This window comes from Coleofasciculus sp. LEGE 07092 (assembly GCF_015207375.1).
Classification (GTDB): Bacteria; Cyanobacteriota; Cyanobacteriia; order Cyanobacteriales; family Coleofasciculaceae; genus LEGE-07092.
Genome location: NZ_JADEWY010000037.1, coordinates 1 through 14261, shown reverse-complemented (window position 1 = coordinate 14261; position 14261 = coordinate 1). Strand labels below are relative to the sequence as shown.

The window sequence follows — 14261 nt, the reverse complement described above, 5'->3', positions numbered from 1 at the left end:
TTTCACCGAACGTATGATGAAGCAGGAATTCTAATACTTTAATTTTAAGATATTGACTTGATCGAACTAGGTAGAGGTAAGTATTTGTGCCTGTATTCTAGCTTAAGCGGGTAGTCTTGGGAATTCTTTAGTTTTTATTGGGGATGGGGTAGATTTCTTTAATCTTAATTATTGTTATTGTCATTTCCCGAACCAAATACGTCTCCTATATTTTCAAAGAAGTTGCGGAAGCCGAGAAAATCACTAAAGGGTCGCGTGACCAAACGCAGGGCATTCTCAACCTTACCAACAAGGCTACGACCGACGACAATGACATCTTCATTTTGTAGGGGGACATTTTGCGCAGCATCACCAAGCAATGCCCGTTTCCCATTAATTCGTTGAGTAACAGCTTGACCCTTTTCCGGATCAAAGCGGATCACAGCAATTGATCGCAAGTTGGCATCTGTCAAGCTTGGGGCAAGGGAGGTTAACGCATCTACAAATGTACTACCATTGGGCAAGTTCAGGTTGCCGATTCTGCCATTCGGGTAGCTTAATACTCGGACAATAATTTGCGGTTGAGCCAAAGTCGAACGAGAGGCTAGACTAAGGTCATAATCTGTTGTCGTACCCGCTTCTAACTTCAAGACTACGACAGCATCGCCATCCCGGAGCTGCACATCCGGTAGGGCTGAGGCATTTTGCAGGGGCGTAAACAAATCAATTTGTTGCTCAATGATGGAATTGTTTACAGGAGAGCGCCGACGGATGATAACAGTACGCAAGTCGGCTTCGTTGGTTGTACCGCCTGCCACTTGCAGGGCGGCAGTGAGTGGCGAACCCGGTCCGAGGGAGTAGTAACCCGGACGGAGTACTTCACCTGTAATGGTAATAGTGGCTGGGCGAGTTCCTGCCAGTACTACCGTCACCTTTGGATCGACAACAAATTCACTGAAGCTCCGCTGTAGTAAATCTTGAACCTGTTCCGGTGTCAGTCCGATAACTGGCAGTTTGCCAACGAGGGGTACAAGGATATTTCCTTGCAAATCAATTTGGCTTGTAAAGTTGAGGTCGGGATACCGTTCCACTGTCGCTGCGATCGCATCTCCTATACCCAAGATATATTGCTTAAATTGAGCGTCGGGTGCTCGTTGAGGCGATTGCTCAGGGTAGCCTAGGGGTGGCAGAGGGGCATACAGTTCTAGGGCATCCGGAGTGAGAAGGTTTGGGTTAGGAATCGTTGCATCAGGGACTTCGACCGGGGGAAGAACGGGTATAGTCTGAGCTATGCCGGCACCAGCATCAACTATCCCTAGCAAGGCTGTAGTGGCAAGAGTTCCTGCTGTGCTGTAAAAACCAACCTTAGCCAGGGTAATTAACGGCTTCCACAAGACTACTGACTGATGGGGGTATTGTCCTGATTTTGAATTCATGAGGCACTGGAGGTTCCCGAAAAAGGATCGACCATCAAGGCGGTTTGAACTATTTTACTGACAGATTCTGCTAGAGATTCAGACGCTTCAAGATCCCCTAAGGGTTCCATCGGAATCTGAAGGCAAACGGCAACCCAAGGAACTCGCTGACGGTGCAACTGAGCGAGTTGATCTGTCCAGAACCAGCGGCTAGGTGCTGGATGTCCACCTTGGGGTGATGCATACCACTGCACTACGGCAAAGGTTTGCTGCTGAGTCCAAGCGCGAAAGAAACGCGCCTCAACTTCAGCAATAATATTTTTGTCTGTTGCTGCCGTAAGGGATGCCAACTCCGATGGTTTTACCTCAAACTGCATTTTTGTATAGGAATCGGTCTGCCATTGGAAAACACCATCGATATCAGCCCATTCGACCTGGGGCTGGGAGGTGTGATCGCTAGGAGGCAGTAAAAGCAACAGTATGGGTTTTGGATAGTCTGCTTTGATTTCTTGATAAGACCAGTCGTGACCCCCAATTGTTACCGTTTTTTGCTCAAGGGTTTGCAAACCGGGAAGTTCGAGTCCTGTCTTACGGAGATTTCTGATTTGGTTAAGGTTCGTTATTTTGGGAAGTTCCGCCCAGGGCCAGTTTCCTGTCCAGTAACCGGGGATTGCCCCAACTCCTAGCAGGACTAACAACAGCGCTAGGGCGATCGCTCTATCGAGTCGAACACCCCTAATTAACTTGCGCAGGCTCACTGATTTCATTGCATTTGCCTTCATGGATGCCTTTTGCTTGCCCCCATTGAATGTGATATACTAGTTCTTCGGTTTTATTCTCCCTCGGGTAACTGGGGACTCGATTCGGGTTCCTCTGGGCAATATCGTTCGATTGCGTTGAGTAAAATCACCAGCATACCCAGCATCCCAGCCGAATACACATCGCCACCCCAGCTTTCATGCAGCCAATGAAAGGCACTGTCTTGACCTGTACCGTGGAAGAAGGTAAGTAAGGCATTGCGAATAATATTACCCACAACGCTAACGACTACGGCTCCCGATAAAAGCAAAATCCTTTTCTGGCGGGACTTCCAAGCATCACTCCAGTACAGCAGCATCAAGGCAACATACAGGCTGGTGAACAACATCTTCAAACCCGCACAGTGAGGGGCAACTTCGACAATCCGTCCGCCAACGAACAAATTGACACCAACTAGCGTCACATCTAAACCGAACTGCACCAAGATAAATGCAGCCGTCCCCGCAATAAACCGCTGTAGGGGCAAGATATAAGGTTCTATCAAGTAGGGGACTGCCGTTGGCGTGGCTAAAAATACCAGCATGAGGGGAAAACTTTGCAGTCGGAATCCCCGAATGCCCTTAAACCACAGGCAAAGTCCAGCTAAAACAGCAGGAAAGGATAAATTAACCAGTTCTGATTGACCTGATAGATAGAATAATCCTCCCAATAGTAGTAACACCAGACCCAGAGGGTGAGCATTATGGGGTAACTTGCGCCATTGCTTTCGGTGAGTCCAAGCAATGTAAGCAGCAAAGGGCAGTCCAATTAAACCGTGGCTGAAGTATTCGTGAACCAGGCTGACACTTTTGTTGAGCCAGCCATCATACCAGTAAATCAGTAGGGGCGCATAGACAATTGCCAGCAAAGCAAGAATCGCACCGTCTATCAGGTAGCGATCGATGGCGATGGGAATTTTGCGTCCGATTTGCATAGGTTTTAGGGAATGGGGAGTGGGGAATGGGGTGTGCTGTAATTATTGATTTGCAAAAAACTTCTTCGTTTTGGAAACTCTGCAAAAGACTAATGATTGATGACGAATGAGTGTTGGGTTGGCAAGAGGTTTTCTAAGGAGTCTACAACGCACTGAATTTGCTCGTTGCTCAAGCCCGGATACATCGGCAGCGACAAAATCTCTTGACAAAGGGTTTCGGCATGGGGAAAGTCACCGGCTTGATATCCCAAATAAGCATAAGCGGGTTGGAGGTGGCAGGGGATGGGATAGTGAATCCCGGTTTGAATACCAACTACTGCTAGTTTATCCTGAATGCTTTGTCGCTCTAAAGGGCAGTCTGTCGTAACTCGAATCACGTAAAGATGGTAAACGTGACCCATTCTACTGTGGTTTTGGATGGGAAAAATTCCCGCCTTGGCTAAGGGTGCTAGCAAGTGATCATAGTGCTGGGCGGCTTGGTTGCGTAACTGGTTCCATTGGGGTAAATGGGGTAGTTTGGCGTGGAGAATGGCAGCTTGCAGAGTATCCAAGCGGCTGTTTGTGCCGAAGTCAGGGTGGAAATATTTACGAGGTGCTCCGTAATTGCGGAGCGATCGCAGTTTTTGGGCTACAGTAGCATCGTTGGTGAGAACAATTCCACCATCGCCAAAGGCACCCAAGTTTTTACTCGGGTAAAAGCTAAATGCCGCCGCCTTACCGACTGAACCCGCTCGATACCCTTCTCGTTCAGCTAAGTGCGCTTGAGCTGCATCTTCAAAAATTATTAAATTATGGGTGTCGGCAAATTCTAATAATTGGCGCGGCGAAACCATCTGCCCGTAGAGGTGAACAGGGAGAATCGCTTTGGTTTTAGCCGTGACTGCTTTTCGGGCAGCATCCAAGTTAATTAGGGCTGTGTCAGGTTCACAATCTACTAAAATCGGAGTAGCACCCGTATGAATGACGCCAATCAGCGTCGCTATAAAGGTATTGGCAGGAAGGATAACTTCATCACCCACACCGATACCGCAGGCTTGCAGCCCTAAAGCGATCGCATCCGTTCCACAGGCTACTCCAATACCATATTCAACACCAGACGCTGCGGCAAACCCCACCTCAAACTCTGCCAAAGCTTGACCCAATACAAAATCTCCCCGCTGAACTACAGATTGAATCGCCTGTTCTAGTTGGTCTTGAATGGGCTGATGTTGCAGTGTCAGATCGACAAACGGAATAGTTACCGGGGTTTGTGGATTCATTTAAGTTCACAAAAATAGTTTATTGATTAAAAGCGCAATTTTATCCCATATCCATTTATGTCTAATTTAAATAGCTATGCCCACCCTGAACTATCAAATTTTTGTAAAGTTTTCACGAACAAACGTACTCTCGCCCATCTCCCCCATCTTCCTTATCCCTCTTATCCCTCTCCAATCCGCTCGGCTCTCCTTAACTTGGCAGAACGAGAGCGAGGATTTTCATCTAGTTCTTCTGCTTGGGGAGTTACGGGCTTTTTGGTCAGCACTTGCAAGAGGGGTGAGTCCCGAAAGTTGTGCTTAACGAGACGGTCTTCTAGACTGTGAAAGCTGATAATGCCAATTCTGCCTCCTGGTTTCAGCCAAGTTGGGGCGCGATTCAGGAAGGTTTCTAAAGAAGATAGCTCTTGATTAACGGTGATGCGGAGGGCTTGAAAAACACGGGTGGCGGGATTAATTCTGCCATAGCGGTATTTGGAGGGAACGCTTTTCGCGATCGCATCTGCCAATTGTGTCGTTGTCTGAAACGGACGTTTTTCAACAATTCGGCGGGCAATGCGTCGAGATAGGCGTTCTTCGCCATATTTATAAAAGATATCTGCCAATTGTACTTCATCCCAGTGATTGATAACCTCTGCGGCTGTGAGGGACTGGCGCTGATCCATCCGCATATCTAACTGGGCGGTATGGCGAAAGCTAAAGCCTCGCTCTGGAACATCGAATTGAGCAGAGCTAACGCCTAAATCGGCAATAATTCCATCTAATAAAGTATTATCTGGCTTATATTCAGTAAAATTTCCGTGCCAGAATTGGATGCGATCGCTGTAGGCAGCCAGTTTAACACGAGCCGTTGCCAGCGCTTCAGCATCGCGGTCAATTGCCGTTACCCTCACGTCGGTGGCTGCTGCTAAAATCAACTGGCTGTGTCCCCCACCTCCCACCGTAGCGTCAAGATAATGTCCGCCCGGATGGATATTCAAGCCTGTAATTAATTCCTGTCTTAGTACCGGAACGTGAAATAAGGCTTCTGTCTTCATCGCTTGAGACTCAAACTCCATATAATTAAAGGGATGCAACAAAAGTCAACATAGTTTCAGCGATGAGCAATTGGCAATTAAGAAGATTGTCAATCGGTATGTTTTGTAATTTCAATGCTCTTACCACTCTGACACAGACCGAGAGACAATAAGCTAGTAGCCAGGAGCTAATGTGTTGCAGCTAACCCTTGGGAAAACCCCTTAATATGGCGAAAATCGAAACCAGAACCGAACCCATGGTTCTCAACCTGGGTCCCCACCACCCCTCCATGCACGGGGTTCTCCGCCTGATTGTTACGTTAGACGGAGAAGATGTCATCGACTGCGAACCGGTTATTGGCTACCTGCACCGAGGCATGGAGAAAATTGCTGAGAACCGTACCAACATCATGTACGTTCCCTACGTTAGTCGGTGGGACTATGCGGCGGGAATGTTTAACGAGGCAATTACCGTCAATGCACCAGAAAAGTTAGCCGATATTCCAGTTCCCAAACGTGCCAGCTATATTCGCGTCATCATGCTGGAATTGAATCGCATTGCCAATCACCTGCTGTGGTTGGGACCCTTTATGGCTGACGTGGGTGCCCAAACTCCCTTTTTCTACATCTTTCGGGAACGGGAGATGATTTATGATTTGTGGGAAGCCGCATCAGGACAGCGGTTGGTTAACAACAACTACTTCCGCATTGGTGGAGTTGCCGTTGATCTCCCCTACGGTTGGGTGGATAAGTGCGAGGACTTCTGTGACTACTTTGACCCCAAAGTAGATGAATACGAACGCTTAATTACCGATAATCCTATCTTCCGCCGTCGGGTTGAAGGCGTTGGCACTATCACGCGGGAAGAAGCGATTAACTGGGGACTATCGGGTCCTATGCTGCGGGGTTCTGGCGTGAAGTGGGACTTGCGCAAAGTTGACCACTACGAGTGCTATGACGACTTTGACTGGGACATCCACTGGGAAACCGGTGGAGATTGTTTTGCCCGATATCTGGTGCGGATACGGGAGATGCGCGAGTCGCTTAAAATTGTCCGTCAGGCTTTGAAAGGACTGCCAGGTGGTCCCTACGAAAACCTGGAAGCCAAGCGCATGGCAGAAGGGAAGAAATCCCAATGGAACGATTTCGACTATCAGTTCCAAGGAAAGAAAATTCCGCCAACTTTCAAGATTCCTGCAGGCGAACACTATGTTCGCCTGGAAAGCGGTAAAGGAGAACTGGGAATTTTCATCATTGGGGATGATAACGTCTTCCCGTGGCGCTGGAAGATTCGTCCGGCTGATTTTAATAACCTGCAAATTCTGCCTAATATCCTACGGGGGGTCAAAGTTGCCGATATCATGGCGATTCTGGGCAGTATTGACATCATTATGGGTTCCGTAGACCGCTGAAGCGTCTCAAGAGGCATAAGAGTTGTTTGTGCCTCTTGAGTCGGGTACTCCTTGGTGTCACTTATAGCAGTTCTCTCTCATCTGAGTTACAATACGACCCCCTCGCATCCCTCTTATAAAGGGGGACTTGAAGCTCAAGGACTTACCTCACAAGACTAAGAAACGCTATATTTCCAACTATCTTATTTAAAATGCAAATTTCTTTTAAATTTCCAATATGGTTAAATTAGCAATAGCCACAGGATTAAAATCCCCCTTAGGGAACGTCTACCGATGCTATACTTAACTAACGCTAAAGTAAGTTAGGAAGTAAGGCAGCGTAAAACTTCTACCTTCTTTAACTTGGCTTCGATTGGAAGCAACCGAGGCTAGATAGGGAGAAGCACTCCTGCCCATAAAGCTTGTTAGCGCACTATTGTGAGGGATATAAGTATTAGTAGCTTAATCTATTACCCCCAGTTTCAGAGGGGTAGACAATTTCCTAACTTGATTACTTTAAGTTTCATCTCGGTTAATGAAAAGTAGATACACCCGAGATAACTTATTGTAATCAGATTTGATTGATTTGGGGTGAGGGGTTACTCCCCTACCTCCCTAGTCAATGAGGTTTCTGCAAGCTGACAAACACCAGACGCTATGGCTCGCAAAAAATCAACCCGGAAGAAACTTAACCTGAGTAACCTTGACTCTCTGACTGCTAATGTTCCCCCAAACTCAGAACAGCCGGAATTAGAGGACTCTAAGTCAGAACAGCCGGAACTAGAGGACTCTAAGTCAGAACAGCCGGAACTAGAGGACTCTAAGTCAGAACAGCCGGAATTAGAGGACTCTAAGTCAGAACAGCCGGAACTAGAGGACTCTAAGTCAGAACAGCCGGAATTAGAGTCCTCTAAGTCAGAGCTATCCAAGCCAGAGAAAACGGTTGAGGAGAAGTCAAGTAACCGTGCTAGTGAAGGGAGTAACGGCACAGGTGAGAAAAAAGTATCTGTTTCAACGCCACCAAAGCCGCCTGAAAGACCTCCCCTAGAAATCCGACCCAAGCGACCCGATAAGGAACCTCCTCGGAAAGTGACTGAAGTGACCAATGAGGCGGGTGAAGTTTTCAAGTTTGGAGATCAAATTAGCGTAAAAGCTCCTTGGGGAGGTCAGGCAACAGCACAAATCGCTAGCTTTTATCAGGATAATGAAGGCAATAGGTGGGTGCAATACAATCCCCTTACTTCCATGCCCAACTGGTCTTGGGATGGAGGATGTACTCGCGCTAAAATCTTGCAGAAAGCAATGGAGTAGGGAGTACGCAAGAGTCTAGCGCCCTCACCCCCAACCCCTCTCCCCAACGGAGAGGGATTTCTGGGTATGTGTTCACAAGTTTTGCTCAGTCAACCAGTCTCTAACCCCTCAATTACTGGCGTTGAAAAGTATTTTTTTTGTTTTTCACTCAGATTTTCTTCATTTTTCAGCAACAGGTACTTACTTTAATTTCTTCTTGTGTCCTTCCTGGACAAATAGCAATTAACTTAGACTTGTCTAAATCTATTAGTACTGCACAATAATTTTGCATACCGGCAGTTTATTTCTGCTGTACCTGACGGGTGTCAAACTTTTTGGTATCAAAGCAGCTAGACTGACGTTAGCGATCGCTATCCCATACACTCAAACCGTGTGATCGCTCTACAATGAAGACAACCCCATCTAAAGAGCCAGCTATTTAATTGCAGTGAAGCCAGTATCAACCCTTTCAGCCTACAGCTTCCAATCTCATCAGATTGTTTGTCTGGAACACGAAACCACGCGGTTGTATGCCGAAGTTATTGAAGTTGTGGAATTGCGGCAAGTTTGTTGGATACGCCCTTTGCTATTAGCGGTATCAGTCGCGTCACCGGAATCCCAAGAACTCTACGATTTGCACCAAGGACCTGATCTGCTGTGGCCCACAAGATTGTTACGACCTGCTTTAGATACTGAAGTGATTCCGCTCTTGCTTAAGATAGACTATCTAGATAGCAAACTCCCAGACAACCCAACTATTCATGAGCGACTAAGTTATTTCATTACTGAAATTTGGCAAGCTCATCCCGAAGAGTTTGGAGCTTAGTGGATAATTGGTCATTCAATTCTGTCGTTTAGCTTCCCAAACCGTTAAAAGATTCATTCCAAAGCAACTAAATGCTAATTCACAGCACCCTCGCTGGACTTCCCTATAAATCCTTGATCAGTTTGAAAGCTTCTCCAGATTGGATGATAACACCCTCTTATTCAATCACATATCTGTGACGTTTTGAAGCGTAAAGTCAATGCCTTGAATAATAGCAGACTAATCTCAGTTCACTTTGGAGCTTTCTTCTCCGCCTAGCTACTTTACGTGTTAGGAACGAGTTGAATTCGACCAGCATCCATTTCAGACATCAGTAACTCTAATGCTTCGTAATCAGCATCTGAGATATAGCCCATACGGGTCAATTCACAGTTAATTGAGTTTTCTATATCAGGAGTCAGTTGTCTGATATAGAGGGCTTTCTCTACCAATTGACGAATAACGTGTGTAGTTTTCACTCTTTTTTTGCATAGAACTCCATTGTAATTAATTTTCTGCGGAATTTCTAGGCACTAGCGTGATCGCTGTCTTGATTTTCAGTGATCTGAGTCACTGTTTTTCCTGCTGAATAGAATTATCCGTAACAGCTATTCATTGATAGCCCAGTTCTTCCTCAGCTCAACTGCCTGTAACGAATCGCCTACAGTGAACATTTTAGTTCCTCGATTTATCTTAATATTAGCGTTTAAACCTAGTAAAAGCTGCCTGTAGTACCCATATCGACGCTAATAAAGTTTTATTTAACTAAAGAATAAGGTTTATTAGTAATTCGTGTAAACAAGTACACCCGTTGTCTCTCAATTTAGTTGACTTGCTTGAGAAGAGACGCCAGAGTTTTAAGCATTTTTCTCTCACAGTTTTTGGGGAAATTCACTATTTTTTCTCGCTATAATCAAAGATCAGGTTAAATAAAATTAATGAGGGAATAAATAATTTAGTATAGGAGTACACATTTTTTTACAATATACTGATTAACAATCGTATAATTTAGTAAGTCCGGTCAAAAAAGTAGCTTCCAAAATAATTTTCGAGCTATTTTGGGTATATTCCCTGTCAACCTATTCCACTGGCAAACGCGAGGAGTGAACTATGGCAATCACGATCTGGGACTCACAAGTGGCAATTGTTCAGCCCGATAGTTCCGTTAATGCCGACAACATCGTTGATTTTCAGAACCAACTTACAACAGTTATCCTGTCAGAACGTCATTCTGCTTTATTAGTCGATATGTCCTGGGTAGAATCTATCGACCGCCCTGGATTGATTGCCTTAGTTGCTGCTTTTCGTTTGGCTCAACGTCGAGGCAAGCGGTTTGGTCTTTGCCGTGTCACTCCCTCGCTACGCATAATTTTTGAACTGACTCAGTTAGACCGGGCATTCGAGATTTTTGAGAACCGCACTAGTTTTACCGATGCGATCGCTCAAAAGCAGGAGGAGGTTCAGAACCAGAAAGAGGTTCTGCTGATTGCATAGGGTTTGACTTTCCTCCTGCCATGCTGCACTGGCTCCCTTTTTGTGAATGGGGTATAGGGAACGCAAAGGATGACCGATTGTAACTCCACGATATGAGTATTGTTCTTACTACATCCCATACCCCATTCCTCTCAAGGTTAGGAAGCAATGAAGCATCTTAGACACGACTTGGTGAATAGGCATTTTTGCCCTATCTTCTGTAAGATGAATGAGTTGTGAGGATTAGCTGCCTGCCGAGCAGTGGAAATAAGCTCATGCCAATTGCTGTCGAGGAACTACTCACAAAAGCAATCAATAAACCCGCTCGTTATTTGGGTAACGAGTTGGGTGCGGTTCATAAGCCGTGGGAAACCGCACGGGTACGCTGGGTATTAACCTATCCCGAAATCTACGAAGTAGGCGCTTCCAATCTGGGGCATATTATTCTCTACAATATTTTGAATGCCCAACCCAGGCAACTGTGCGATCGCGCTTACTTACCTGCACCCGACTTAGCCGCCCAGTTGCGGGAAACCAAGACACCCCTGTTTGCTGTCGAAAATCGGCGATCGCTTAGAGACTTTGATATTTTAGGCTTCAGCCTCAGCTATGAACTAGGTGCCACCAACATTTTGGAAATGTTAGATTTGGCAGGAATTCCTATGACTTGGAGAGAGAGGGAGCAAGGGAGCTGGGGAGCAGAGGAGCTGGGGAGCTGGGGAGCAGAGGAGCTGGGGAGCTGGGGAGCAGAGGAGCTGGGGAGTAACTCCCAGTTTGGCTATCCTCTAATTTTTGCTGGAGGGCAAACCGCTACCTCTAATCCTGAACCCTACGCTGATTTTTTTGATTTTATTGCCCTAGGAGATGGGGAAGAACTGCTGCCGGAAATTGGTTTAGTGATAGAAGAAGGTAAGGCAGCAGGATTAACGCGAGAAGAATTACTGCTAGATTTAGCGCAGGTTCCGGGAGTCTATGTGCCTCGGTTTTATGATATGGCAGAGGATGGCTCAGTGCATCCTAACCGCCCCGATGTGCCAACGCGAATTCTGCGGCGAGTGGCGACACCGATACCGGCATACTCGATTGGACTGGTTCCCTACATCGAAACTGTACACGATCGCCTCAAAATAGAAGTACGACGCGGCTGTACTCGCGGCTGTCGCTTCTGCCAACCGGGAATGCTGACTCGTCCGGCGCGGGATGTGGAACCGGAAAACGTGGTAGAGGCAATCGAACAGGGAATGCGGGCTACGGGTTATAACGAGTTTTCTTTGCTATCCCTGAGTTGTTCTGATTACCTGTCGTTGCCAGCGGTGGGAATGGAAATTAAAAATCGGCTCAAGGATGAGAATATTTCCCTGTCCCTGCCCAGTCAACGGGTAGACCGATTTGATGAAAACATTGCCAATATTCTGGGTGGTTTACGGCAGAGTGGCTTGACTTTTGCCCCAGAAGCTGGTACACAGCGGATGCGGGATGTGGTGAATAAAGGGCTAACCAATGAAGAGCTGCTGAAGGGGGTAAAAACCGCTTGCGAGCAGGGTTGGGATAAGGTCAAGCTTTACTTCATGATTGGTTTACCCGGTGAAACCGATATCGATGTGTTGGGGATTGCGGAAACGGTAAGTTGGTTACGGCAAGAGTGCCGGATATCGGGTAGAAAACCCCTCAATTTTAATATCACGATTTCTAATTTTACGCCTAAACCCCATACTCCCTTCCAGTGGCATTCGGTTTCAACCTCAGAATTTGTGCGCAAGCAAGAGTTGCTGCGTGAGGCGTTTCGCAAGACGAAGGGCGTTAAGGTGAATTACACCGATGTCCGGATTTCTGCTATGGAAGATTTTGTCGGACGCGGAGACAGGCGCTTGGCTAGTGTTTTGAGCCGCGCTTGGGAACTGGGTGCGGGGATGGATTCGTGGTGGGAGAGTTTGGATCGGGCATTTGCGGCTTGGGAACAAGCGATCGCAGAATCTGACCTAACTTGGAAATACCGCCTTGTGGACAAGGGCGAATGGAATGTGATGGCAGGTACGGATACAGGCGATCGCCAAAACCGCGCCTATGATGCGCCGTTGCCTTGGGATCATATTGATACTGGGATTGAAAAGAACTGGCTGATTGCTGACTTGCAACGCGCTTTGGAAGCGGCAACGGTTCCAGATTGCTCCTTTGAAGGCTGTTCTCACTGCGGCATTTGCGGCACCGATTTCGGTCATAATATTGTGATTGATGCCCTACCGATTCCGAAATTTGCCGGTCACTACCAACCCAATACTGAAAAAGTTCAGCGGTTGCGGGTGTGGTTTGGCAAGTTGGGGGATATGAGGTTAGTCAGTCATTTGGATTTGGTACGGTTGTTTGATCGGGCAGTCAGACGCGCATCACTACCGATTACCTTCAGCGGTGGCTATCATCCCGGTCCTCGGATTATGATTGCTAATGCCTTGTCCCTAGGTGCTTCTAGCACGGGTGAGATTGTGGAGTTTGAATTAACTCAGCCGATGGAGGTTGAGGAGTTTAAGGAAAAACTGGAATCTCAACTTCCGTCTGAAATTCCAGTCTATCGAGTTGAAGCGGTGGACTTAACGACTCCTGCGGCAACTCGTCTGTTGGAACGGGGCGAGTATACCGTTACGATTGCTGCGGTTGAGAATACTGCTGCTGAACAGTGGCAGGATTGGGTTGAGCAGATTTTAGCGCGTGAGGTTATTGGGTTAGAAAAAAGAACAAAGTCGGGGAAAAAGCAACAGGTTAATTTACGCGAGTGGTTGTTTGAGTTGGAACTAGTGGAGGTAAAAGAAGAGTCTTTGCCTCAAGCTGCAGTGCTGCGCTATGTGGGTAGCTGTCGCAATGATGGAACTCTGCTGCGCCCGGAGCAGTTGGTTTATATGTTGGAACAGTTAACTCAGCAGGAGTTTCAGCTATTGAATATCCATCGATATCAGTTGATTTTGGGTGAGGAATAAACATTCCCTTCGACAGGCAGATGTCTGTCTTACGATAAATTGATGGGTAAGATGCTTTTCCTACGATAAAGTTATATCTATAACAGACGCGATCGCACTTACTAGTGTCACAGTACGAACTAGACCAATACTACAGAGTCCTAGGATTGGAGCCTGGAGCCTCACTCGAAGAGGTGAATCAGGCTTACAAGGACTTGGCGTTTATTTGGCATCCCGATCGCGTTCCGGAAGAAAACCAGAGGTTGCGGCAAAAGGCTGAGGAAAAACTCAAGGAGATTAACCAAGCGCGGGATAAACTGCGATCGCAAAAGAAAACTGCACCCACATCCAAACCGCCGCCCAAAAAAGAGCCTTCTCCCACGAGACGTTACTATCAATCGAAACCACCTCAGCCAGAACCTGCCCAGTCGCGGGATTACTACCAACCCAGACGCCCCCAACCCCAAACCCAGTCTAGATCACATTATCAGCGACAGTGGCCCCATCCTGATTTAAGTGGAGCGGATTTTCGAGGGGCTGACTTGAAAGAAAAAGACTTGTCAGGGCGAAATCTCAGCAATGCTAATCTGAGTCGGGCGAATTTGACGGATGCGTTTCTGCATAACGTCAACCTCAGTGGGGCGAACTTAGAACAAGCCAATCTTTTTAGAGCCAACTTGTTCCAAGCTTGCCTGATTTGTGCCAATCTGCGGGACACTAACTTGATTGGAGCCGATTTGAGTGGTGCCGATTTGAGTGGGGCTGACTTGAGGGGAGCTAAAGTTGGGACAAACGACCGATTGCTGGTGAAGCTGACGGGAGCGAACTTATCGGGGGTAATCTTGCCCGATGGCACTATTCATCAGTAGGTTAGTGATTGGGACAAGGAGACAAGGGGACAAGGAGACAAGGAAGTAACTTTTCTTCCCCATCTTTCCTATCTCCCCTATCCCTGT

At 47.0% G+C, this 14261-nt stretch carries 12 protein-coding genes; 6 read left to right on the top strand and 6 right to left on the bottom strand.

The annotated features are described in order from the left end of the window. Positions 1–164: 164 nt before the first annotated feature. From IQ257_RS11310 to rsmH, 5 genes are all read right to left on the bottom strand, one after another. A complete protein-coding gene (locus IQ257_RS11310; RefSeq protein WP_193873505.1) occupies positions 165–1415 on the bottom strand; it encodes a polysaccharide biosynthesis/export family protein in 1251 nt (416 codons plus the stop codon). Continuing rightward, positions 1412–2161, bottom strand: coding sequence for a cyanoexosortase B system-associated protein (locus tag IQ257_RS11305; protein WP_228060626.1), 750 nt, complete (start codon positions 2159–2161; stop codon positions 1412–1414). Before IQ257_RS11305 ends, IQ257_RS11310 begins: the two co-directional genes overlap by 4 nt. Before the next feature lie 65 nt (positions 2162–2226). Then, positions 2227–3126, bottom strand: a complete 900-nt coding sequence (gene crtB / locus IQ257_RS11300; protein WP_193873503.1) for a cyanoexosortase B — start codon at positions 3124–3126, stop codon at positions 2227–2229. A gap of 89 nt (positions 3127–3215) precedes the next feature. Further along, positions 3216–4385: a DegT/DnrJ/EryC1/StrS family aminotransferase gene (locus IQ257_RS11295; RefSeq protein ID WP_193873502.1), complete on the bottom strand. Its 1170-nt coding sequence runs from the start codon at positions 4383–4385 to the stop codon at positions 3216–3218. Positions 4386–4546: 161 nt separating this feature from the next. After that, entirely contained in the window at positions 4547–5440 is an 894-nt protein-coding gene (gene rsmH / locus IQ257_RS11290; RefSeq protein ID WP_193873537.1) for a 16S rRNA (cytosine(1402)-N(4))-methyltransferase RsmH, read from the bottom strand. A 185-nt stretch (positions 5441–5625) separates the two neighbouring features. Here rsmH and IQ257_RS11285 point away from each other — a divergent pair, with 185 nt between their 5' ends. From IQ257_RS11285 to IQ257_RS11275, 3 genes are all read left to right on the top strand, one after another. Further along, positions 5626–6810 carry an NAD(P)H-quinone oxidoreductase subunit H gene (locus IQ257_RS11285; protein WP_193873501.1) on the top strand — a complete coding sequence of 395 codons (1185 nt, stop codon included), beginning with the start codon at positions 5626–5628 and terminating at the stop codon, positions 6808–6810. 636 nt (positions 6811–7446) lie between these two features. After that, positions 7447–8100, top strand: a complete 654-nt coding sequence (locus IQ257_RS11280) for a hypothetical protein (RefSeq protein ID WP_193933045.1) — start codon at positions 7447–7449, stop codon at positions 8098–8100. A 427-nt stretch (positions 8101–8527) separates the two neighbouring features. Next, complete coding sequence (locus IQ257_RS11275; protein WP_193873499.1) at positions 8528–8905, top strand: hypothetical protein; 378 nt, start codon at positions 8528–8530, stop codon at positions 8903–8905. Between the two features lie 263 nt (positions 8906–9168). Here IQ257_RS11275 and IQ257_RS11270 read toward each other — a convergent pair whose 3' ends face one another. Next, a complete protein-coding gene (locus tag IQ257_RS11270) occupies positions 9169–9363 on the bottom strand; it encodes a hypothetical protein (protein ID WP_193873498.1) in 195 nt (64 codons plus the stop codon). Between the two features lie 631 nt (positions 9364–9994). Here IQ257_RS11270 and IQ257_RS11265 point away from each other — a divergent pair. The 3 genes from IQ257_RS11265 to IQ257_RS11255 all read left to right on the top strand — a co-directional run bounded on the left by IQ257_RS11265 (position 9995) and on the right by IQ257_RS11255 (position 14174). Continuing rightward, complete coding sequence (locus tag IQ257_RS11265; protein WP_193873497.1) at positions 9995–10378, top strand: STAS domain-containing protein; 384 nt, start codon at positions 9995–9997, stop codon at positions 10376–10378. A gap of 254 nt (positions 10379–10632) precedes the next feature. Continuing rightward, a complete protein-coding gene (locus IQ257_RS11260; protein WP_193933044.1) occupies positions 10633–13326 on the top strand; it encodes a TIGR03936 family radical SAM-associated protein in 2694 nt (897 codons plus the stop codon). 104 nt (positions 13327–13430) lie between these two features. Next, positions 13431–14174, top strand: coding sequence for a pentapeptide repeat-containing protein (locus IQ257_RS11255; RefSeq protein ID WP_193882478.1), 744 nt, complete (start codon positions 13431–13433; stop codon positions 14172–14174). The last annotated feature ends 87 nt before the right edge of the window (positions 14175–14261 follow it).

Bases quoted from the DNA above. Each gene is read 5' to 3' on its own strand.
- IQ257_RS11310 (WP_193873505.1), bottom strand. From the start codon at position 1,415: ATGAATTCAAAATCAGGACAATACCCCCATCAGTCAGTAGTCTTGTGG.
- IQ257_RS11305 (WP_228060626.1), bottom strand. From the start codon at position 2,161: ATGAAATCAGTGAGCCTGCGCAAGTTAATTAGGGGTGTTCGACTCGAT.
- crtB (WP_193873503.1), bottom strand. From the start codon at position 3,126: ATGCAAATCGGACGCAAAATTCCCATCGCCATCGATCGCTACCTGATA.
- IQ257_RS11295 (WP_193873502.1), bottom strand. From the start codon at position 4,385: ATGAATCCACAAACCCCGGTAACTATTCCGTTTGTCGATCTGACACTG.
- rsmH (WP_193873537.1), bottom strand. From the start codon at position 5,440: ATGGAGTTTGAGTCTCAAGCGATGAAGACAGAAGCCTTATTTCACGTT.
- IQ257_RS11285 (WP_193873501.1), top strand. From the start codon at position 5,626: ATGGCGAAAATCGAAACCAGAACCGAACCCATGGTTCTCAACCTGGGT.
- IQ257_RS11280 (WP_193933045.1), top strand. From the start codon at position 7,447: ATGGCTCGCAAAAAATCAACCCGGAAGAAACTTAACCTGAGTAACCTT.
- IQ257_RS11265 (WP_193873497.1), top strand. From the start codon at position 9,995: ATGGCAATCACGATCTGGGACTCACAAGTGGCAATTGTTCAGCCCGAT.
- IQ257_RS11260 (WP_193933044.1), top strand. From the start codon at position 10,633: ATGCCAATTGCTGTCGAGGAACTACTCACAAAAGCAATCAATAAACCC.